The sequence below is a fragment of the Segeticoccus sp. genome, from assembly GCF_035708005.1.
In genome coordinates, this window is sequence record NZ_DASSTI010000073.1 from 1 (window position 1) to 20,315 (window position 20,315).

Sequence of the window (20,315 nt, forward strand, 5' to 3'; positions counted from 1 at the left end):
GCTGGTCCTCGGACACCTTGGACACGGTCGCCTCGTGGCCCATCTTCACGTCGTCCTCGCGGATGTCGACGTAGGGGTAGGTGTCGGAGCGGCTGATCGGGTCGATCAGCAGCGCGTCGCATTTCACCGTCGACTTCGAGCCGTGCGCGCCGTCCATGATTTGCACGAGCCCGCGGTACCTCGAGCGACCGCCGCTGCGGGCCACCGACTTGGAGATGATCGTCGAGGACGTCTTGGGCGCGAGGTGCACCATCTTGGCGCCCGCGTCCTGGTGCTGGCCCTCGCCCGCGAAGGCGACCGACAGCGTCTCGCCCTTGGCGTGCTCGCCCATCAGGTAGACCGCCGGGTACTTCATCGTGACCTTGGAGCCGATGTTGCCGTCGACCCACTCCATGGTGCCGCCCTCTTCGACGAAGGTCCGCTTGGTCACCAGGTTGTAGACGTTGTTCGACCAGTTCTGGATCGTCGTGTACCGCACCCGGGCGTTCTTCTTGACGATGATCTCGACGACCGCCGAGTGCAGCGAGTCCGAGCTGTAGACCGGCGCCGTGCAGCCCTCCACGTAGTGCACGTAGGCGTCCTCGTCGACGATGATCAGCGTCCGCTCGAACTGGCCCATGTTCTCGGTGTTGATCCGGAAGTAGGCCTGCAGCGGGATGTCGACGTGGACCCCCGGCGGCACGTAGACGAAGGAGCCGCCGGACCACACCGAGGTGTTGAGCGCCGCGAACTTGTTGTCGCCGGCCGGGATGACCGAGCCGAAGTACTCGCGGAAGAGGTCCTCGTGCTCACGCAGCCCCGTGTCGGTGTCGACGAAGATCACACCCTGGGCCTCGAGGTCCTCGCGGATCTGGTGGTAGACGACCTCGGACTCGTACTGCGCCGCGACACCGGCGATCAGCCGCTGCTTCTCCGCCTCCGGGATGCCGAGGCGGTCGTAGGTGTTGCGGATGTCCTCGGGCAGCTCCTCCCAGCTGGAGGCCTGCGACTCGGTGGACTTCACGAAGTACTTGATGTTCTGGAAGTCGATCCCGGTGAGGTCCGAGCCCCAGTTCGGCATCGGCTTCTTGTCGAACAGCCGCAGGGCCTTGAGCCGCCGCTTGGTCATCCACTCCGGCTCGTGCTTCTTCGAAGAGATGTCCCGGACGACCTCCTCGTTGAGGCCGCGGCGAGCGCTCGCGCCGGCGACGTCACTGTCGGCCCAGCCGTACTCGTAGTGGCCGAACTCCTTCAGTGCCGGGTTGAGCTCTTCAATGTTGGTGCTCATCGAGAGGCCCTTTCCTTGTGGGTGGTCTCGTGCAGGGTCTGTGCGGTGCTCTGCGCAGGGGTGGTCTGTGGTGCGGTGGTCGGTCGTGCGCCGGCCCGGGTGCTGCTGGTCACGACCGGGGTCGGCACGAACGTGGTGCAGACGTGGTCGCCGTGGGCGAGGGTGGCCAGTCGCTGCACGTGCACGCCGAGCAGCCGGGACAGCGCATCGGTCTCGGCCTCGCAGAACTGCGGGAACTGCGTGGCCACGTCCTTGATCGGGCAGTGTCCTTGGCACAACTGCACGCCGGTGAGCGGTGTTCCCTGTCCGACCGGACGGGCCGAGGCAGCGTAGCCCTCCTCGCTCAGGGCGCGGACGAGGGCCCTCGTGCGGGCATCCGGGGTGTCCTCGACATCCGCGAGGGCGGCGGCGAGGCGCTCCTCCAGCTCGGCGACCCGTTCCCGCGCGAAGGCCTCGACGGCGTCCTCGCCGGCGCGCTGGGCCAGGAAGCGGAGCGCGGCAGTGGCCACGCCGTCATACGTGCTCTGCATGCTGCGGTGACCGGCCTCGGACAGCACGTAGGCGCGGGCCGGCCGGCCGCGTCCGCGGGGGCCGCTGGCCAGCTCGTGCTCCTCGATGGTGCCCTCCTCGGCGAGGGCGTCGAGGTGGCGACGGACGGCCGCGGGGGTGAGGCCGAGCGACTCGGCGATGGCGGCGGCGCTGACCGGTCCGTGCTCGGACACGGCCGAACGCACCCGGTCCCGGGTGCGTTCCTCGAGCCGCTCGCTCATAAACACAACACCATTGTGACGTAATTCGGCGGACCTGACCACTCAGGGTGACCTAAGTCGCGTGGGCCCCGGGAGAGCGTGACGCGGGTCATATCGGAAAGGCGACCTACACTCCCGCCGTGACCGCCGCGACTGCCGACACCCCGGCCCTGCGCATCCACCAGCTCCGCAAGCGCTTCGGCGCCACCCAGGCCCTGGACGGGATGACCTGGTCGGCCGCCCACGGCGAGGTCACCGCGGTCCTCGGGCCGAACGGCGCGGGCAAGACCACGACGATCGAGTGCGCCGAGGGCCTCAAGCGCGCCGACTCCGGTGAGCTCAGCGTGCTGGGCACCGACCCGTGGCAGGCGTCACCGGACCACCGGGCACGGGTGGGCGTCATGCTCCAGGACGGCGGCCTGCCCACCAGCGCCCGCCCCGTACCGCTGCTGCACCACCTCGCCGAGCTGTATGCCGAGCCCGCGGACGTGGGTGCCCTGGTGGAGCGCCTGGGGATCGGCTCGTTCGCGGGCACGACGGTGCGACGGCTGTCCGGGGGGCAGAAGCAGCGGGTCGCCCTCGCCGCGGCCCTGGTCGGCCGGCCCGAGCTGGCCTTCCTCGACGAGCCGACCGCGGGCCTGGACCCGCACGCCCGGCGGGAGGTCTGGCAGCTGATTCGCGAGATCCGGGACCAGGGCTGCGCCCTGGTGGTCACCACCCACTCCTTCGCGGAGGCGGAGCGGATCGCCGACCACGTCGTCATCGTGCAGTCCGGCCGGGTGGTCGCCGACGGCACGGTGGAGGAGCTGACCAGCGAGCAGTCGCTGGAGGACCTCTACTTCGGGCTGACCACCCACGAGCGCGCGGACGGGAAGGAGTGGTGGTGAGCAGCACGAGTGCGCCGGTCGGCACAATGAGCACGACCATGACCAAGGCTGCCGCCCCACCGCGAACCCGCGTGCTGGCCCAGGCCCGGTTCGAGGCCACGACGCTGCTGCGCAACGGCGAGCAGCTGCTCGTCTCCCTCGTGCTGCCGGCGCTGGCGCTGGTCGCGCTGCACTACGCCCACCAGCCCTCGCTCGGGCCGGGGCGGCGCATCGACGTCGTCGTGCCCGGCGCCCTCGCCCTCGCCGTGCTGTCCACCGCGTTCACCGGCCAGGCCATCGCCACCGGCTTCGACCGGCGCTACGGCGTGCTGCGACTCCTCGGGGTCACGCCCCTCGGGCGCACGGGGCTGCTGCTCGCCAAGGCCGTCGCCGTCCTCGTCGTCGAGCTGCTGCAGAGCGTCGTCCTCGGCGCGATCGGCCTGGCGCTGGGCTGGCACCCGCACTGGGTCGGCGTCCTCCCGGCCCTGCTGGTCGGGCTGGTGGGGACGTGGGCCTTCGTCGCCCTGGCCCTGCTGCTCGCCGGGACGATCCGGGCCGAGGGTGTGCTCGCCCTGGCGAACCTCATCTGGATCCTGCTGCTCGGCATCGGCGGCGTGCTCATCCCCCGGACCGTCCTGCCCGACGGGCTGTCGGCGGCGGTGCGGTGGCTGCCGTCCGCGGCCCTCGGGGACGGCCTGCGGACCGCCTTCACGACCGCTCACGTCGCGCTCGTGCCCGTCCTGGTCCTGGTCGGCTGGGGGCTCGTCGCGACCGTCCTCGCCTCCCGCCTCTTCCGCTGGAGCGACTGAAGGCGCGTCAGCGCTCGAGCCCGAGCTCGACGACGTGCTGCGGCCCGGCCGCATCCCCGAGGCAGCGGCGACGTGCCAGGAGCCGCGCAGGGGCATCTACCCTTGTGGGGTGCCCAACTCTGCCCGGCCGCACCCGTGGCTGCGCCGCCTCATCGTCCTCAACCTCGTCGTCGAGGTGCTCATCGTCGTGACCGGCGGTCTCGTCCGGCTCACCGGTTCCGGCCTCGGCTGCCCGACCTGGCCGCAGTGCGTGCCCGGGTCGTACACCCCGGTGCCGCACCAGGCCCAGGGGTGGCACAAGTACATCGAGTTCGGCAACCGCACCATGACCAGCGTGGTCAGCGTCGCGGCCGTCCTGGTCATCGTCGCCCTCTTCGTCTGGGCCCGCGACCGTCCCCGCCTGCGGCGGCCGGCCTACCTCGTCCTGGCCGGCGTCGTGACGCAGGCGGTGATCGGGGGGATCACCGTGCTCACCGGCCTCAACCCGGCCATCGTCGCGGGACACTTCCTGGTGTCGATGGTGCTGGTGGCGGCGTCGACCGTGCTGCTCGTGCGGGTGGACGAGGGCGACGGCCCCCGGGTGCCGCTGGCGCGACAGGAGATCCGCGTGCTCTCCCGGGTCACGGCGGCCCTGGCCGGCATCATCCTCGTCCTCGGCACCATCGTGACCGGCTCCGGTCCGCACTCCGGTGACGCCAACGAGCCCGCGCGGCTCGCGGTCGACCCGCGCTCCGCGTCCTGGCTGCACGCCGACTCGGTGATGCTCTTCGTCGGGCTCGTCGTGGCCGGGCTCCTGGCCGTGCGGCTGACCGCGGTCGGTGCCCGCGCCACGCGGGCGTGGACGGTGCTGCTGGGCGTCACCCTGGGGCAGGGGGTCGTGGGCTACGTGCAGTACTTCACCGGGCTGCCCTGGGCCGTGGTGCTCGTCCACATGCTCGGCGCGAGCCTGCTGGTGGTCGCCCTCGTGTATGCCGTGCTGAGCCTGCGCGAGCGGCCGGCGGTGCCGCAGACCGCGCACCCGGCCGAGCACCGCAGCGGGCGGTCCACGGTCGCGCAGGCCTGAGGCTCAGCTCGGCGTGGGGCCCCCGCTCGGGGCGGGCGCCACCCAGCGGCGCAGCCCGGAGGCGGGCGTCACCCAGCGGCGCAGCCCGGATCAGAGTGGCAGGTGCAGCAGCGGGTCGATCGCGACGCCGAGGAAGACGAGCGTCAGGTAGCTGATCGAGTAGTGGAACAGCCGCATCGGCTTGAGGACCGCGGCCGAGACCCCCGCCTTCGCCCGGCCGAGGAGGCGGTGGGCCTCGAGCAGGAACAGCACGCCGGCGACCACCGAGGTGCCCAGGTAGATCCAGCCCATGCCGGCGACCGGGACCAGGGCGAGGGTGCACAGCACGGTGGCCCAGCTGTACCAGACCACCTGCTTGGCGACCGCCACGTCACGGGCGAGGACCGGCAGCATCGGGACGCCGGCGGCTTCGTACTCCCCCTTGAACCGCATCGACAACGGCCAGTAGTGCGGAGGGGTCCAGAAGAAGACGACGAGGAACAGCACCAGCGCCGGCCAGGCGAGCGTGTTGGTGACCGCCGACCAGCCGATGAGGACCGGCATACAGCCGGCGACGCCACCCCAGACGATGTTCTGGCTGGTGCGCCGCTTGAGCAGCAGCGTGTAGAAGCCGACGTAGAGCACCACGGCCGCCAGGGACAGCCACGCGGACAGCCAGTTCACGAGGAAGCCGAGCCAGAGCACCGAGACGACACCGAGGGCGATCCCGAACAGCAGCGCCGCCCGCGGGGCGATCGCGCCGGTCACGAGCGGCCGCCCCTCGGTACGGTGCATGACCTTGTCGATGTCTCGGTCGATGTAGCAGTTGAGGGTGTTTGCCGATCCGGCCGACAGGGTGCCGCCGACGAGGGTGGCGATGACCAGCCAGGCCGACGGGAGCCCGCGCTCGGCCAGGAACATCACCGGGAAGGTGGTCACGAGCAGGAGCTCGATGATCCGCGGCTTGGTCAACGCGACGTAGTCGCGCAGGGTCGCACGAACATGCCCGACGGGCCGGGCCTTCCCCGCAGAAGTGCGCGGCTCGAGCGCAGTCACGATGTCGTCGGGTCCCTCTGGTGGAGAACGGCGGCGGTCAGCCGCCGGCAGAACACGCGCAAGTCTAGCCCCGGAGGTGCCGCGGAACGACACGGACCAGACGCGACGGGCAGAGCAGGCCGGACTAGTCTCGTGAGCAGGACCTACTCACAAGACCCCACCGGCCCACGAAGGAGTCGTGCACGTGACCGATCAGAGCCAGCAGACCACCACGGGGCAGCGCGACAGCTCGCTCGCCGCGCCCATCGCTGAGAAGGTCGGCTGGACCGACCTCGACGTCCGTGCCGTCGACACCGTGCGGGTCCTGGCCGCCGACGCGGTGCAGAAGGTCGGCAACGGCCACCCCGGCACCGCCATGAGCCTCGCTCCCCTGGCCTACCTGCTCTACCAGCGCGTGATGCGCCACGACCCCACCGACCCCCAGTGGATCGGGCGGGACCGTTTCGTGCTCTCCTGCGGTCACTCCAGCCTGACGCAGTACATCCAGCTGTACCTCAGTGGCTACGGCCTCGAGCTCGACGACCTCAAGGCGCTGCGCACGTGGGGGTCGCTCACCCCGGGTCACCCGGAGGTGCACCACACCGCCGGCATCGAGGTGACGACCGGCCCGCTCGGCTCCGGTCTGGCCACCGCGGTCGGCATGGCGTTCGCGCAGCGGCGCCAGCGCGGCCTGTTCGACCCCGAGGCCGCGCCCGGTGAGAGCCCGTTCGACCACCACATCTACGTCGTCGCCTCCGACGGCGACATGATGGAGGGCGTCACCCACGAGGGCGCCGCCCTCGCCGGCCACCAGGAGCTCGGCAACCTGACGGTCATCTACGACGAGAACAAGATCTCGATCGAGGACGACACCGACATCTCCTTCTCCGAGGATGTCGGGGCCCGCTACCGCGCCTACGGCTGGCACGTGGAGACGGTGGACTGGCGCCAGAGCGCGGCGGACGGGGGCTCCTACACCGAGGACGTCGACGCCCTGCTCGCGGCCATCGAGAGCGGCAAGCAGGTGACCGACAAGCCGACCCTGGTCGTGCTGCGCACGATCATCGCCTGGCCGGCACCGAACAAGCGCGACACCGGCAAGGCGCACGGATCCGCCCTGGGCGAGGACGAGGTGGCGGCGACCAAGAAGCTGCTCGGTTTCGACCCCGACCAGAGCTTCGAGGTGGCCCCCGAGGTCATCGAGCACACCCGCGAGGTGGTGCAGCGGGGCAAGGAGGCCCACCAGGCCTGGCAGAAGACCTTCGAGGACTGGCGCTCGGCGAACCCGGATCGCGCCAGGCTGCTCGACCGGCTGCAGGCGCACGAGCTGCCCGAGGGCTTCGCGGAGGCCTTCCCGACCTTCGAGGCCGACGAGAAGGGGCTCGCGACGCGTGCCGCCTCCGGCAAGATCCTCGGCGCCCTCGAGGACGTCATGCCGGAGCTGTGGGGCGGCTCCGCCGACCTCGCCGAGTCGAACAACACGACCATGGAAGGGGCGCAGAGCTTCATCCCCTCCGACAAGCAGACGAAGATGTGGCCGGGGAACCCCTACGGTCGCACGCTGCACTTCGGCATCCGCGAGTTCGGCATGGGGTGCATCCTCAGCGGCATCGCCCTCGAGGGACTCACCCGGCCGTACGGCGGCACCTTCCTCGTCTTCTCCGACTACATGCGCCCGGCGGTCCGACTCGCCGCGCTGCAGCAGCTGCCGGTCACCTACGTGTGGACGCACGACTCGATTGGCTTGGGCGAGGACGGACCGACACACCAGCCGATCGAGCACCTCGCGGCCCTCCGCGCCATTCCCGGGCTCGACGTGGTGCGCCCCGCCGACGCCAACGAGACCGCCGTGGCGTGGCGCACGATCCTGTCCCACGGTGACCGCCCGGCCGGGTTGTGCCTGACCCGGCAGGCCGTGCCGACCCTCGACCGCGACACGATGGGCTCCGCCGAGCTGGTGGAGAAGGGTGCCTACGTGCTGGCCGAGGCCTCCGGCGGGACGCCGAAGGTCATCCTCATCGCCACGGGCTCCGAGGTGAGCATCGCCGTGGCCGCGCGGAAGACGCTCGAGGACCAGGGCGTTCCCACCCGGGTCGTGTCCATGCCGTGCCGCGAGTGGTTCCTGGCGCAGGACGACGCCTACCGCGACGAGGTGCTGCCTCCGCGGGTGCGCGCCCGGGTCAGCGTCGAGGCGGCGGTCGCCCTCGGCTGGCGCGACTTCATCGGCGACGCCGGCCGCTCGGTGAGCGTCGAGCACTTCGGCGCCTCGGCCGACTACAAGACCATCTACCAGAAGTTCGGCGTCACGCCCGAGGCCGTGGTCGCCGCCGCGAACGAGTCGATCCAGGCTGCAGGAGGCAACTGATGACCCAGGCAAACCCGAATCTCACAGCTCTGACCGAGGCGGGGGTGTCGATCTGGCTGGATGACCTCAACCGCCCGATGATCAACGAGGGCGGGTTGCAGGACCTCGTCGAGCGCAAGCAGGTCGTCGGGGTGACGTCCAACCCGACGATCTTCGCCACCGCGCTGTCGCAGGGTGCCGCCTACAACGCCCAGGTCAAGGACCTGGCCGAGGAGGGCAAGGGCGTCGACGAGTCGGTCTTCGCCATCACCACCGAGGACGTGCGCAACGCCTGTGACGTGCTGCGTCCGGTCTACGACCGCACCGACGGCAAGGACGGCCGGGTTTCCCTGGAGGTGGACCCGCGCCTCGCCAAGGACACGACCGGGACGGTCGAGTCGGCCCGACGGCTCTGGGCAGCAGTCGACCGACCCAACCTGTTCATCAAGATCCCGGCGACCGTCGAGGGACTGCCGGCGATCTCCCAGGCGCTGGCGGACGGCATCAGCGTCAACGTGACGCTCATCTTCTCCCTCGACCGCTACCGCGCGGTGATGAACGCCTTCCTCACCGGTCTGGAGCAGGCCCGGGAGGCGGGGCGTGACCTGTCCCAGCTCCGCTCTGTCGCGTCCTTCTTCGTCTCGCGCGTGGACACGGAGATCGACAAGCGGCTGGACGCCATCGACTCCGACGAGGCCCGGCAGCTCAAGGGCAAGGCCGGCATCGCGAACGCCCGCCTCGCCTACCAGGCCTACGAAGAGGTCTTCTCGACCCCGCGCTGGCAGAACCTCGAGGCCGCGGGCGCCCACGTCCAGCGGCCGCTGTGGGCGTCCACCGGGGTGAAGAACCCCGACTACCCGGACACGATGTACGTCACCGAGCTGGTGGCACCGGACACCGTGAACACCATGCCGGAGAAGACGCTCGACGCCGTCGCCGACCACGGGGAGATCCGGGGAGACCAGGTGACCGGCCACTACGACGACGCGAAGGCCACCATGGACGCCCTCGAGCGCGTGGGGGTCTCCTACGGTGACGTGGTCGCGCTGCTCGAGCAGGAGGGCGTGGAGAAGTTCGAGAAGTCGTGGGCGCAGCTGCTGGGCAGCGTCGAGCAGGAGCTCGACAAGGCGCAGCAGGACGACTCCTACGCCTCGGAGGGCGCCCAATGACGTCCTCGGGTGTCGCGGTCAGCGCCTCCGGGGCCGCCGCCGACGCGATCAGCCGTCACGTGCCGGAGCTGGTTCGTGACGGCTTCGCCGGCAAGCTCTTCCACCAGGACCCCGACCTGTGGGGACCCGAGGCACACTCCGAGGCGTCCAAGCGCCTGTCCTGGGTGGGCCTGCCCCGGTCCTCCCGCCCGCTGCTCGGCGAGATCGCTGCCCTGCGCAGCGAGCTCGACGAGCAGGCCGGTCACCCGCTGGACCACGTCGTGCTCTGCGGCATGGGGGGCTCCTCGCTGGCACCGGAGGTGATCTGTGCCACGGCCGGGGTCGAGCTCACGGTCCTCGACTCCTCGGATCCCGACTACGTGCGGCACGCCCTGCAGGACCGGCTCGACCGCACCGTCGTCGTGGTGTCCAGCAAGTCGGGCTCGACCGCGGAGACGGACTCGCAGAAGCGCGCCTACGAGCAGGCGTTCCGGGACGCCGGCATCGACCCGACCCACCGGATCGTGCTGGTCACCGACCCGGGCAGCCCGATGGACGAGGCCGGTCGGAAGGCCGGCTACCACGTCGTCAACGCCGACCCGAACGTCGGCGGCCGCTACTCCGCCCTCACGGCCTTCGGGCTCGTGCCCAGCGGCCTCGCCGGGGTGGACATCGAGGGCCTGCTGGACGACGCCGAGGCGGTCGCGGACCTGCTCGCGGCCGATGACGAGGCGAACCCGGCGTTGCGCCTGGGGTCCGCGCTGGGCGGCACCGCCCCCCTGCGGGACAAGGTGCTGCTCACCGACGCCGGCACCGAGATCACCGGCTTCGGTGACTGGGCGGAGCAGCTCATCGCCGAGAGCACCGGCAAGAACGGCACCGGACTGCTGCCGGTGGTCGTGGGCACCGGCGGCCCGGCCGCGGACCAGCTGGCGGACGACGAGCTGGTGGTGCTGCTGCAGGCCACGGACGGCGATGACGCCGACGGCGGCAGCGAGCCGAAGGGCGATGCCGTGGCCGTGTCGGGAACCCTCGGCGCCCAGCTGCTCCTGTGGGAGGCCGCCGTGGCCACAGCGGGCCGGCTGCTCGGGATCAACCCGTTCGACCAGCCGGACGTCGAGAGCGCCAAGCAGGCGGCGCGTGACCTGATGGCCCAGGGAGGTGGCACCACCGACGAACCGGCTTTCACCGACGGAGCGGTCGAGGTACGGGCGCTCGGTGGCAGCTGGCTCGGCGACGCCCGGGACGTGTCCGCCGCCGTGGAGGCCCTCTTCGCCCAGCTCGACCGGGACCGCGGCTACCTGGCCGTGATGGCCTACCTCGACCGGGCCTCTGACTCGGCGCTGGCCGAGGTGCGTCCGGTGCTGGCCCGGCGGCTGAGCCGCCCCGTCACTTTCGGGTGGGGCCCGCGGTTCCTGCACTCGACCGGGCAGTACCACAAGGGCGGCCCGGCCACCGGCGTCTACCTGCAGGTGACCACCGTCCCCGAGAAGGACCTCGAGGTGCCCGGACAGGACTTCAGCTTCGGCGTCCTCATCGCGGCGCAGGCCGCCGGTGACGCGCAGGTGCTCGCCGAGCACGGCCGACCGGTGCTGCGCCTGCACCTGACCGACCACGACCGTGGCCTGGCGCAGCTGCGGCAGGCACTCGGCCTCCCCGCGCACCCCACGGAGCAACCCACGTGAGCCCTGTCGACATAGCCCCCGGGCAGAACCCGCTGCGCGACCCGCGCGACAAGCGGCTGCCCCGCATCGCCGGCCCGTGCAGCCTCGTGCTGTTCGGGGTCACCGGCGACCTGGCGACCAAGAAGATCATGCCGGCGATCTACGACCTCGCCAACCGCGGCCTGCTCCCGCCGGGCTTCAGCCTCGTCGGGTTCGCCCGCCGTGACTGGGCCGACCAGGACTTCGGCAAGATCGTGCACGAGGCGGTCCGCCAGCACGCGCGCACCCCCTTCCGCGAGGACGTGTGGCGCAACCTGGCCGACGGGTTCAGGTTCGTGCCGGGCACCTTCGACGACGGGAACGCCTTCGAGCTGCTCGCCAAGACCGTCGACGAGCTGGACCAGAACCGCGGGACCGGTGGCAACCACGCGTTCTACCTGTCGATTCCGCCCAGCTTCTTCTCGGTCGTCTGCGAGCAGCTCGACCAGCACGGGCTCAGCAAGCCGCGGCCGGGCACCTGGCGCCGGGTGGTCATTGAGAAGCCGTTCGGCCACGACCTGCAGAGCGCCCGTGAGCTGAACGCCATCGTCGAGGGCGTCTTCCCGCCGGACTCGGTGTTCCGCATCGACCACTACCTCGGCAAGGAGACCGTCCAGAACCTGTTGGCGCTGCGCTTCGCCAACCAGCTGTTCGAGCCGATCTGGAACGCCAACTACGTCGACCACATCCAGATCACCATGGCCGAGGACATCGGCATCGGCGGGCGGGCCGGCTACTACGACGGCATCGGCGCCGCCCGTGACGTCATGCAGAACCACCTGCTCCAGCTGCTCGCCCTCACCGCCATGGAGGAACCGGTCTCCTTCCACGCCCAGGACCTGCGGGCCGAGAAGGAGAAGGTGCTCTCGGCCGTGCGGCTGCCGGACGACCTGTCGGCTGCCACGGCGCGGGGGCAGTACGCCGCTGGCTGGCAGGGCAGTGAGCACGTGAAGGGCTACCTGCAGGAGGAGGGGATCGACCCGGCCTCCGCCACCGAGACCTTCGCCGCGGTCAAGCTCGAGATCGCCACCCGTCGGTGGGCCGGGGTGCCGTTCTACCTGCGCACCGGCAAGCGGCTGAGCAAGCGGGTCACCGAGATCGCGGTGGTGTTCAAGCGCGCCCCGCACCTGCCCTTCAGCGACACCGCGACCGAGGAGCTGGGCCAGAACGCCATCGTCATCCGGGTGCAGCCGGACGAGGGCGTCACCATGCGCTTCGGCTCCAAGGTGCCCGGCGCCGGGTCGATGGAGGTCCGGGACGTCACGATGGACTTCGGCTACGGCACCTCGTTCACCGAGAGCAGCCCGGAGGCCTACGAACGACTCATCCTCGACATGCTCCTCGGGGACCCGCCGCTGTTCCCCCGCCATGAGGAGGTCGAGCTGTCGTGGCAGATCCTCGACCCGGTGGAGGACTACTGGCGCACCGCAGGACCCCCGGAGAGCTACTCGGCGGGCGGCTGGGGTCCGCAGGGAGCTGACGAGATGATGCACCGCGACGGACGTCACTGGAGGATGCCGTGATCGTCGACCTGCCGAGCACCAGCACGACGGCGGTCAGCAAGCGACTGGTCAAGCTGCGCAACGAGTCGGGGGCGATGACCCTCGGGCGGGTGCTGACGTTGATCATCGTCTGCGACGACGAGACCGTCGACGACGCCATCGAGGCGGCGAACGCCGCCAGCCACCAGCACCCCTGCCGGATCGTGGTCCTGGTCCGCGCGAACCGCCGAGGCTCCAACCGGCTCGACGCCCAGATCCGCGTCGGTGGCGATGCCGGGGCCAGCGAGGTCGTCGTGATGCGCCTCTACGGACAGCTCGCCGACCACGGCCAGCGAGTGGCGCTGCCCCTGCTGCTCGCCGACTCCCCCGTCGTCGTGTGGTGGCCGCACGACGCCCCGCGTGACGTCGCCGGTTCCCCGATCGGCCAGCTCGCCGACCGGCGGATCACCGACGCCGCCGAGGCCAGGAACCCGCAGCGCGAGCTGCAGCGCCGCGCCCAGACCTACGCGCCCGGGGACACCGACCTGGCCTGGACCCGGATCACGATCTGGCGCGGCCTGCTCGCGGCCGCCCTGGACCAGGGGCCCTACGAGCCGGTCCTCGAGGCAACCGTCTCCGGAGCCAGCGACTCCCCGAGCACCGACCTGCTGGCCGGCTGGCTCGCGGACACCCTCGACTGCCCGGTTCGCCGCGCCAAGGGTCCAGCGGGCACCGGCATGACCAGCGTGCGACTGGAGCGCAAGAGCGGCCCGGTCGACCTCGTGCGCCCGGACGGCACCGTGGCCACCCTGTCCCAGCCCGGGCAGCCGATCCGGCGCATCAGCCTGGCCCGGCGCTCCACCGCCCAGTGCCTGGCCGACGAGCTCCGCCGGCTCGACCCGGACGAGATCTACTCCGAGGCGCTGATCGGTGGCATGGCCGAGGTGCGTGGCCGCCGCGCCGTGCCCATGGACAAGGCCATCGCCGACGGCGAGGCGCCCTCGCTGGAGGAGTCGCGGGAGGAGCGGGTCACGGTCGCCCGCCGCGCCCGCGCCCTGGGCAGCGACAAGATGGTCGAGGAGCCACCGCAGTCGGCGCGGGACGCCGACACGGTGCACGAGGCCGCGTCACGCAAGCTGGAGTCCAAGGCCGCCGGGGAGGCGGGCAGCGGCCAGGTGACCGCTCACACGAACGCGGACGGTGCCGGTGACGGGGATGCCTCCGACAGCGACGCGGCGTCACCCGGTGACGGCGAGTCGGCGGCCGGCAGCGGGACACGGTGACGGCGATGGGCCGGGCGCCCGGCGTGGTGGTGCATGCGGACAAGCAGGAGCTGGCCGACGCGGTCGCCGACCGTCTGGTCACGACCGTCGTCGACGCCCAGTCCTCCCGCGGGATCGCCGATGTCGTCCTCACCGGCGGCTCGATGGGGTCGGCGGTGCTGCAGGCGCTGGGGAGCTCACCCGGCCGCGACGCCATCGACTGGTCCGCCGTGCGGTTGTGGTGGGGCGACGAACGCTTCCTTCCTGGGGGCGACGCCGACCGCAATGAGACCCAGGCCCGGGAGGCGCTGCTGGACCGGCTCGACCTGCCTCGGGAGCACGTGCTCGTCATGGCCGCGTCCGACTCCGGCGTCGCCTCCGCGGAGGAGGCCGCAGACCGGTATGCCGAGCAGCTCGCGGCCGTTGCCGATCCCGGGGAGTCCGTGCCGCGCTTCGATGTCCTCATGCTCGGGGTCGGCCCCGACGCCCACGTCGCCTCGCTGTTCCCGGGGCACCCGGCGCTCTACGAGCGCGACCGGCCCGTGGTCGCGGTCCACGGCTCGCCCAAACCGCCGCCGACCCGGGTCTCCCTCACCTTCCCGGCGCTGTGCCACGCCCGGGACGTCTGGTTCATGGTGTCGGGGGCCGACAAGGCCGATGCGGTCGGACTGGCGTTGTCCGGGGCCGGTGAGATGCAGGCGCCCGCGGCGGGCGTGCACGGCACCCGCTCGACGCTGTGGCTCGTCGACCGGCCGGCAGCGCAGCACGTCCCCCAGGAACTCGTCCGGATCGCGAGCCCCTGAACCCGCCGGCTCCCTGACCGGAGTTGCCGCCGCCCGCAATGGCCTGCCGGGAGCCGATCGCGTGTCGTGTCAGGCGGCTCGCCGGCGACGCAGGCCCCGAGCGGCGAGGCGCTGGAGCCAGACCCCGAGGCGTTCGCCGCGTGAGTCGGCCGGCGGCACCGCGCCGATCTGTCGCGCGACTGCGTACTGGTCGTACAGCACCCGACAGCTGGTCAGCCGTCCAGCAAGCAGGGTCCAGTGGTCGTCGCCGTCGAAACTCACCGTGCCGTTCGTGGGGGCGAATCCGGGCGGCTCGAGCGGACCCTTCATAGTCCCGACGCAGCGCCACGGCACCACAGCCACCCCCCGGGCGGAGTCGAACAACGGCAGTGCGGTGCTGGCGAACCGGAAGTCGGGCATGGCCCGAGCGAGCAACACGACAACCTCCTGAATGGCATGCGTGCCGCGTCTGGGCGTCTCGTGCAGGGGGTCGCTGTACTCGATGTCCTCGGCGCAGAGCGCCGTCACCTGCCGCGGGTCGTGGGAGTTCCAGGCGGCGTGCCAGTCATCGACGAAGCGCCGCAATGTCACCGCGTCGAGCGGCACGGTCACCACGCTGTCCGTGCTCGAACGGCTCTTGCCATCGTCCAGTCGTCCCATCTGCGCGACCTCCCGTGTCGAGCCTTCCCTCGCTGGCTGGCCCCGAAGATCTCAGGGTCACAAGGGAACGCTGCGCCAGGATCGGCACCACGTGCCAGAGGCTTTGGTCCCGGGCCGCGGAAAGTCCGGACGTGCTCAGCGGATGAGGTTGCGGTCGCGCAGCTTCTGCAGCGCCTCGTCGAGGATGGCCTGCCCGTCGGCTTCGTTGCGACGTTCCTTCACGTAGGCCAGGTGGGTCTTGTAGGGCTCGACGCGCGGGGGCGCGGGCGGGTTGGCCTCGTCCTGCCCGGCCGGGAATCCGCAGCGGGGGCAGTCCCAGAGCTCCGGGATCTCCAGACCGGTCTCCTCGGCGAAGCTGGGCCGGGTCTCGTGGCCGTTGGAGCACCAGTACGACACGATGACGCGCGGCGCGCTCTCCCCGCGCTCCGCCTCCCCCATGGGGCCTGCCCCGACCCTGCTCCCCCGGATCGCGTTGCCACCTGCCATGAGTGCTCTCCTCGTCGTCGTGCTGTCGTGAACTGCTGTTGCGCGGCCCCGGTCGACGTGACGTCTAGCTCGAGAACCGGAGCAACAACCCGAGCCCGACGATGGCAGCGAGCCAGATCAACCCCACGGCGACGGTGAACCGGTCCAGGTTCTTCTCCGCCATCGAGGAGCCGCCCAAACTGCTGGAGATGCCGCCGCCGAACATGTCCGACAGGCCGCCACCCTTGCCCTTGTGCATGAGGATCAGCAGGGTGAGGATCAGCCCTCCGAGCACGAGGATGACCTCGAGCGCAATCTTCACCACGGTCACTGCGTCACCATCACCTGTCGGTCGACTGTTCTTGCCGGTGGGTCCGGGCGCTGTTCGGCCAAACCCGCCTCAGCCTACCTGTCGTCAGGCGTTCGCCCCAAGGTGGTCACGGTATCGGCAGATCGAGGCGAACTCGTCGGCCTTGAGGGAGGCACCGCCGACCAGGGCGCCGTCGACGTCCTCCTGAGCCATGATCGCCGCGACATTTCCCGCCTTGACCGAGCCGCCGTAGAGGATGCGGGTGCCGTCCGCGGTGTCGCCGGAGAAGCGTTCGGCCAGCCGGGTCCGGATCGCCGCGCAGACCTCCTGGGCGTTCTCCGGGGTGGCCACCTCGCCGGTGCCGATCGCCCAGACCGGTTCGTAGGCGACGACCAGGTTCCGGGCCTGCTCGGGCGTCACGTCGGCCAACGCCGCGTCGAGCTGCTGCAGCACGTGCTCGTGGTGGCGCCCGTCGTCGCGGACCTGCTTGTCCTCGCCGACGCACAGGATCGGGGTGAGCCCGTGCCGGTGGGCGGCCGCGACCTTGGCCGCCACCACCTCGTCGGTCTCGTGATGGTGCTGGCGCCGCTCGCTGTGACCGACGATCACGTAGGTGCAGCCCAGTTTGGCCAGGAACGCCCCGGAGACGTCACCGGTCCACGCGCCCGCGTCGTGCGGGGAGAGGTCCTGGGCGCCGTGGGTCAGCTCCAGCTTGTCCCCGTCGATGAGGGTCTGGACGCTGCGCAGGTCGGTGAACGGCGGGAGCACGGCCACCTCCACCGCACTGAAGTCGTGCTTGCCGTCGCGCAGGGTCCAGTCCAGCTTCTGCACCAGGTGGGTGGCCTGCAGGTGGTCCAGGTGCATCTTCCAGTTGCCCGCCATCAGCGGGGTACGGCCGGACGCGGCCGAGGGCGTGCGTCCCGTGGTGGTGGTCGCCACCCTCACTCCTTCCCGCCGGACACAGGGCCCGAGTCCTCGAGGACCGACAGTCCGGGCAGCTCCTTGCCCTCGAGGTACTCCAGGCTGGCGCCGCCCCCGGTGGAGATGTGACTGAAGTCGTCGTCGGCGAAGCCCAGCTGCCGGATGGCAGCCGCCGAGTCGCCCCCGCCGACCACGGTGAACGCACCGGCCCGGGTCGCCGCGACGAGGGCCTTCGCGACCGCTGCCGTGCCGTCGGCATACGGGACCATCTCGAAGGCACCCATCGGGCCGTTCCAGAAGACCGTCTTCGCACCCTCCACCGCTGCGGCGAAGGCTCGTGCGGACTCCGGCCCGATGTCCAGGCCCAGCCGGTCCGCCGGGATGGCGTCGGCCGGCACGACCTCGTGCTCGGCGTCGGCGGCGAACTCGGTGGCCGCCACCACGTCGGTGGGCAGGAGGATCTCCACCCCGCGCTCCGCCGCCTGCTGCAGGTAGCCCCGGACCGGGTCGAGCTGGTCCTGCTCGAGCAGGCTGCGCCCGACCTCGTAGCCCTGCGCCTTGAGGAAGGTGAACGCCATGCCACCGCCGATGAGCAGCTTGTCCGCGGTGGTGAGCAGGCTCTCGATCACGCCCAGCTTGTCGCTGACCTTCGCGCCCCCGAGGACCACCACGTAGGGCCGTGCCGGGTCGTGCGTGAGCCGTTGCAGGACGTCAACCTCCGCCTGCACCAAGGTGCCGGCGACGTGCGGGAGTCGCCGCGCGACGTCATACACGCTGGCCTGCTTGCGGTGCACGACCCCGAACCCGTCACTGACGTAGAGGTCGGCGAGGGACGCGAGCTGGTCGGCGAAGGCGCCGCGTTCGGCATCGTCCTTGGACGTCTCCCCCGGGTTGAACCGGAGGTTCTCCAGCAGCGCGACCTGGCCGTCCTGGAGCCCGTCCACGACGGCCCGGGCAGACTCACCTACGGTGTCCTCCGCCAGCGCCACCGGCCGGCCGAGCAGCTCGCCCAGCCGCTCGGCCACGGGAGCCAGCGAGTACTTCTGCTCCGGGCTGCCCTTGGGCCGGCCCAGGTGCGCGCAGACCACCACCCGGGCACCGGCCTCGGTCAGCGCCGCGATGGTCGGGACCGAGGCGCGCACCCGGCCGTCGTCGGTGATCCGTCCCTGGTCGTCGAGGGGCACGTTGAGGTCGCTGCGCACGAGCACACGGCGACCCCGCAGGTCCTGCTCGCCGAGCAGGTCGTCGATCGTCCTCATCGGTGTGCGCAAACCCCGTCAGAGGCTCTCGCCGACGTACTTGACGAGGTCGAGCAGGCGGCAGGAGTAGCCCCACTCGTTGTCGTACCAGCCGACGATCTTGACCTGGTTGCCGATGACCTTGGTCAGCCCCGAGTCGAAGATGCACGAGTGCGGGTCGGTCACGATGTCGGAGGACACGATCGGGTCATCGGTGTAGCGCAGGATGCCCTTGAGCGGGCCGTCGGCGGCCGCGCGGAAGAAGTCGTTGACCTCCTCGACCGTCGTCTCCCGCCCCGCCTCGAAGGTGAGGTCGGTCGCGGAGCCGGTCGGCACCGGCACCCGGAGGGCGTAGCCGTCGAGCTTGCCCTTGAGGTCCGGCAGCACGAGGCCGATCGCCTTCGCGGCCCCCGTGGAGGTCGGCACGATGTTGACCGCCGCGGCACGGGCCCGACGCAGGTCCCGGTGCGGCCCGTCCTGGAGGTTCTGGTCCTGGGTGTAGGCGTGGATCGTGGTCATCAGGCCCTTGACGATCCCGAGCTCGTCGTTCATCACCTTCGCCATCGGGCCCAGGCAGTTGGTGGTGCAGGAGGCGTTGCTGATGACGTGGTGGCTCGCCGGGTCGTAGTCGGTGTGGTTGACCCCCATGACGACCGTGACGTCCTCGTTCTTGCCGGGCGCGGAGATGATGACCTTCTTGGCCCCGGCGTCAAGGTGGGCCTTGGCCTTGTTGGCGTCGGTGAAGAAGCCGGTCGACTCGATGACGACGTCGACACCGAGGTCCTTCCACGGCAGCTGGGCCGGGTCCTTCTCGGCCAGGGACGTGATCGTCTGGTCGCCGACCTTGATCCCGCCGTCGGTCACGGAGACCTCCCGGTCCAACGGGCCGAGGACGGTGTCGTACTTCAGCAGGTGCGCCTGGGTGTCGTCGTCGCCGAGGTCGTTGAAGGCGACCACCTCGACGTCGGCGTCCGAGGCCAGCACGGCCCGGTAGAAGTTGCGTCCGATCCGGCCGAAGCCGTTGATGCCCACACGTACGGTCACGATGTCCCGCCCTCCTATGGCAGCAGCAGATTTGGCAGCAGCATGTCGACGCAAGCGCCACCACGAGCCTATGGGATCCGGTTACCCACGTCGCACCCGGCCAACCGTGCGGCCCGAGGCGGTCAGGAGTCGAGCATGTCCGGTGTGAGGTTGGCGTCGGTCCCTGCCACGCCGAGCTCGCCGGCGCGCTTGTCGGCCATCGCCAGCAACCGGCGGATCCGCCCCGCGACGGCGTCCTTGGTCATCGGCGGGTCGGCCAGCTGGCCGAGCTCCTCCAGGCTCGCCTGCTTGTGCTTCAGCCGCAGGTTGCCCGCGTCGCGCAGGTGCTCGGGCACCTCCTCGCCGAGGATCTCCAGCGCCCGCTCGACCCGCGAGCCGGCGGCAACGGCGGCCCGCGCGGACCGGCGCAGGTTGGCGTCGTCGAAGTTGGCCAGCCGGTTGGCAGTCGCCCGCACCTCCCGGCGCATGCGCCGCTCCTCCCAGGCCAGCACGGCGTCGTGGGCACCGAGCCGGGTGAGCATCGCCCCGATCGCGTCGCCGTCGCGGATGACGACCCGGTCCACGCCGCGCACCTCCCGCGCCTTCGCCGGGATCTCCAGCCGCCGCGCGGCCCCCACCAGGGCCAGCGCCGCCTCCGGCCCCGGACAGGTGACCTCAAGGGCGGAGGAGCGGCCGGGCTCGGTGAGCGACCCGTGCGCGAGGAACGCTCCGCGCCACGCCGCCTCGGCGTCGCAGACCGAGGCGCTGACCACCTTGGGCGGCAGTCCGCGGACCGGACGACCACGGGTGTCGATGAGGCCGGTCTGCCGGGCCAGCGCCTCGCCGTCCTGCGTGACCCGGACGACGTACCGGCTGCCCTTGCGCAGGCCACCGGCCGCGAGCACCAGCAGGTCGCTGTGGTGGCCGTAGACCTCGGTGATGTCCTTGCGCAGCCGCCGCGCGGCCGCCGCCGTGTCGAGCTCGGCCTCCACCACGATCCGTCCACCCACGATGTGCAGCCCCCCGGCGAAGCGCAGCGTCGCCGAGACCTCCGACTTGCGGCAGCAGGTCCGGGTGACCGGGAACCGGCTCAGCTCGTCCTTGACCTTCGCCGTCATCGCCATGCGGGCCATCCTGCCACTTCCCCCACCGTCGTCATCGATCCTGCCTGACCGGATCGACTCCTCGGCGGCGCGGGCCTCGCAAGCTC

At 71.2% G+C, this 20,315-nt stretch carries 19 protein-coding genes; 9 read left to right on the forward strand and 10 right to left on the reverse strand.

What is annotated here, in order from left to right:
• The coding region (gene sufB, locus VFL99_RS07905; protein WP_325105793.1) for a Fe-S cluster assembly protein SufB at window positions 1-1,267 on the reverse strand (1,267 nt) is incomplete at its 3' end.
• Entirely contained in the window at window positions 1,264-2,037 is a 774-nt protein-coding gene (locus VFL99_RS07910) for a helix-turn-helix transcriptional regulator (RefSeq protein WP_325105794.1), read from the reverse strand. The genes sufB and VFL99_RS07910, both read right to left, overlap by 4 nt.
• A gap of 119 nt (window positions 2,038-2,156) precedes the next feature.
• On the opposite strand from VFL99_RS07910, the gene VFL99_RS07915 reads away from it, so the two are divergent.
• The 3 genes from VFL99_RS07915 to VFL99_RS07925 all read left to right on the forward strand — a co-directional run bounded on the left by VFL99_RS07915 (window position 2,157) and on the right by VFL99_RS07925 (window position 4,754).
• Complete coding sequence (locus VFL99_RS07915; RefSeq protein WP_325105795.1) at window positions 2,157-2,903, forward strand: ABC transporter ATP-binding protein; 747 nt, start codon at window positions 2,157-2,159, stop codon at window positions 2,901-2,903.
• Entirely contained in the window at window positions 2,900-3,691 is a 792-nt protein-coding gene (locus VFL99_RS07920; RefSeq protein ID WP_414713732.1) for an ABC transporter permease, read from the forward strand. Before VFL99_RS07915 ends, VFL99_RS07920 begins: the two co-directional genes overlap by 4 nt.
• 109 nt (window positions 3,692-3,800) lie before the next feature.
• Window positions 3,801-4,754: a COX15/CtaA family protein gene (locus VFL99_RS07925; RefSeq protein ID WP_325105796.1), complete on the forward strand. Its 954-nt coding sequence runs from the start codon at window positions 3,801-3,803 to the stop codon at window positions 4,752-4,754.
• A 90-nt stretch (window positions 4,755-4,844) separates the two neighbouring features.
• Here the strand turns inward: VFL99_RS07925 and VFL99_RS07930 are convergent, their stop codons facing one another.
• The gene (locus VFL99_RS07930; RefSeq protein ID WP_325105797.1) at window positions 4,845-5,789 is read right to left on the reverse strand and encodes a heme o synthase; all 945 of its coding nucleotides are present in this window, start codon (window positions 5,787-5,789) and stop codon (window positions 4,845-4,847) included.
• Window positions 5,790-5,973: 184 nt separating this feature from the next.
• Between VFL99_RS07930 and tkt the strand changes: the two genes are divergently transcribed.
• From tkt to pgl, 6 genes are read left to right on the forward strand one after another with little or no spacing between them, the layout of a single operon-like run.
• On the forward strand, window positions 5,974-8,133 hold the full coding sequence (gene tkt, locus VFL99_RS07935) for a transketolase (protein WP_325105798.1): 2,160 nt from the start codon (window positions 5,974-5,976) through the stop codon (window positions 8,131-8,133).
• Window positions 8,133-9,281 (forward strand): transaldolase, encoded by a 1,149-nt coding sequence (gene tal / locus VFL99_RS07940; RefSeq protein WP_325105799.1) that lies wholly within the window; start codon window positions 8,133-8,135, stop codon window positions 9,279-9,281. Before tkt ends, tal begins: the two co-directional genes overlap by 1 nt.
• Window positions 9,278-10,945: a glucose-6-phosphate isomerase gene (locus tag VFL99_RS07945; RefSeq protein WP_325105800.1), complete on the forward strand. Its 1,668-nt coding sequence runs from the start codon at window positions 9,278-9,280 to the stop codon at window positions 10,943-10,945. Before tal ends, VFL99_RS07945 begins: the two co-directional genes overlap by 4 nt.
• The gene (gene zwf / locus VFL99_RS07950; protein ID WP_325105801.1) at window positions 10,942-12,486 is read left to right on the forward strand and encodes a glucose-6-phosphate dehydrogenase; all 1,545 of its coding nucleotides are present in this window, start codon (window positions 10,942-10,944) and stop codon (window positions 12,484-12,486) included. Before VFL99_RS07945 ends, zwf begins: the two co-directional genes overlap by 4 nt.
• Window positions 12,483-13,727, forward strand: coding sequence for a glucose-6-phosphate dehydrogenase assembly protein OpcA (opcA, locus tag VFL99_RS07955; RefSeq protein WP_325105802.1), 1,245 nt, complete (start codon window positions 12,483-12,485; stop codon window positions 13,725-13,727). Before zwf ends, opcA begins: the two co-directional genes overlap by 4 nt.
• Window positions 13,728-13,732: 5 nt before the next feature.
• On the forward strand, window positions 13,733-14,509 hold the full coding sequence (pgl, locus tag VFL99_RS07960) for a 6-phosphogluconolactonase (protein WP_325105803.1): 777 nt from the start codon (window positions 13,733-13,735) through the stop codon (window positions 14,507-14,509).
• 69 nt (window positions 14,510-14,578) lie between these two features.
• Here the strand turns inward: pgl and VFL99_RS07965 are convergent, their stop codons facing one another.
• The 7 genes from VFL99_RS07965 to whiA form a co-directional block, all read right to left on the reverse strand.
• Window positions 14,579-15,148, reverse strand: coding sequence for an ester cyclase (locus VFL99_RS07965; protein WP_325105804.1), 570 nt, complete (start codon window positions 15,146-15,148; stop codon window positions 14,579-14,581).
• A gap of 135 nt (window positions 15,149-15,283) precedes the next feature.
• Window positions 15,284-15,634, reverse strand: a complete 351-nt coding sequence (locus VFL99_RS07970; protein ID WP_325105805.1) for an RNA polymerase-binding protein RbpA — start codon at window positions 15,632-15,634, stop codon at window positions 15,284-15,286.
• Window positions 15,635-15,698: 64 nt separating this feature from the next.
• On the reverse strand, window positions 15,699-15,944 hold the full coding sequence (gene secG / locus VFL99_RS07975; RefSeq protein WP_325105806.1) for a preprotein translocase subunit SecG: 246 nt from the start codon (window positions 15,942-15,944) through the stop codon (window positions 15,699-15,701).
• A gap of 84 nt (window positions 15,945-16,028) precedes the next feature.
• The gene (tpiA, locus tag VFL99_RS07980; RefSeq protein ID WP_325105815.1) at window positions 16,029-16,805 is read right to left on the reverse strand and encodes a triose-phosphate isomerase; all 777 of its coding nucleotides are present in this window, start codon (window positions 16,803-16,805) and stop codon (window positions 16,029-16,031) included.
• Between the two features lie 59 nt (window positions 16,806-16,864).
• Window positions 16,865-18,103, reverse strand: coding sequence for a phosphoglycerate kinase (locus tag VFL99_RS07985; RefSeq protein WP_325105807.1), 1,239 nt, complete (start codon window positions 18,101-18,103; stop codon window positions 16,865-16,867).
• An 18-nt stretch (window positions 18,104-18,121) separates the two neighbouring features.
• Window positions 18,122-19,126: a type I glyceraldehyde-3-phosphate dehydrogenase gene (gene gap / locus VFL99_RS07990; protein ID WP_325105808.1), complete on the reverse strand. Its 1,005-nt coding sequence runs from the start codon at window positions 19,124-19,126 to the stop codon at window positions 18,122-18,124.
• Between the two features lie 122 nt (window positions 19,127-19,248).
• Window positions 19,249-20,229 carry a DNA-binding protein WhiA gene (whiA, locus tag VFL99_RS07995; RefSeq protein ID WP_325105809.1) on the reverse strand — a complete coding sequence of 327 codons (981 nt, stop codon included), beginning with the start codon at window positions 20,227-20,229 and terminating at the stop codon, window positions 19,249-19,251.
• Between the last annotated feature and the right edge of the window lie 86 nt (window positions 20,230-20,315).

Coding starts and splice junctions, on each gene's coding strand:
- VFL99_RS07910 (WP_325105794.1), bottom strand. CDS start 2,037: ATGAGCGAGCGGCTCGAGGAACGCACCCGGGACCGGGTGCGTTCGGCC.
- tal (WP_325105799.1), top strand. CDS start 8,133: ATGACCCAGGCAAACCCGAATCTCACAGCTCTGACCGAGGCGGGGGTG.
- VFL99_RS07945 (WP_325105800.1), top strand. CDS start 9,278: ATGACGTCCTCGGGTGTCGCGGTCAGCGCCTCCGGGGCCGCCGCCGAC.
- pgl (WP_325105803.1), top strand. CDS start 13,733: ATGGGCCGGGCGCCCGGCGTGGTGGTGCATGCGGACAAGCAGGAGCTG.
- VFL99_RS07965 (WP_325105804.1), bottom strand. CDS start 15,148: ATGGGACGACTGGACGATGGCAAGAGCCGTTCGAGCACGGACAGCGTG.
- VFL99_RS07970 (WP_325105805.1), bottom strand. CDS start 15,634: ATGGCAGGTGGCAACGCGATCCGGGGGAGCAGGGTCGGGGCAGGCCCC.
- tpiA (WP_325105815.1), bottom strand. CDS start 16,805: ATGGCGGGCAACTGGAAGATGCACCTGGACCACCTGCAGGCCACCCAC.
- VFL99_RS07985 (WP_325105807.1), bottom strand. CDS start 18,103: ATGAGGACGATCGACGACCTGCTCGGCGAGCAGGACCTGCGGGGTCGC.
- whiA (WP_325105809.1), bottom strand. CDS start 20,229: ATGGCGATGACGGCGAAGGTCAAGGACGAGCTGAGCCGGTTCCCGGTC.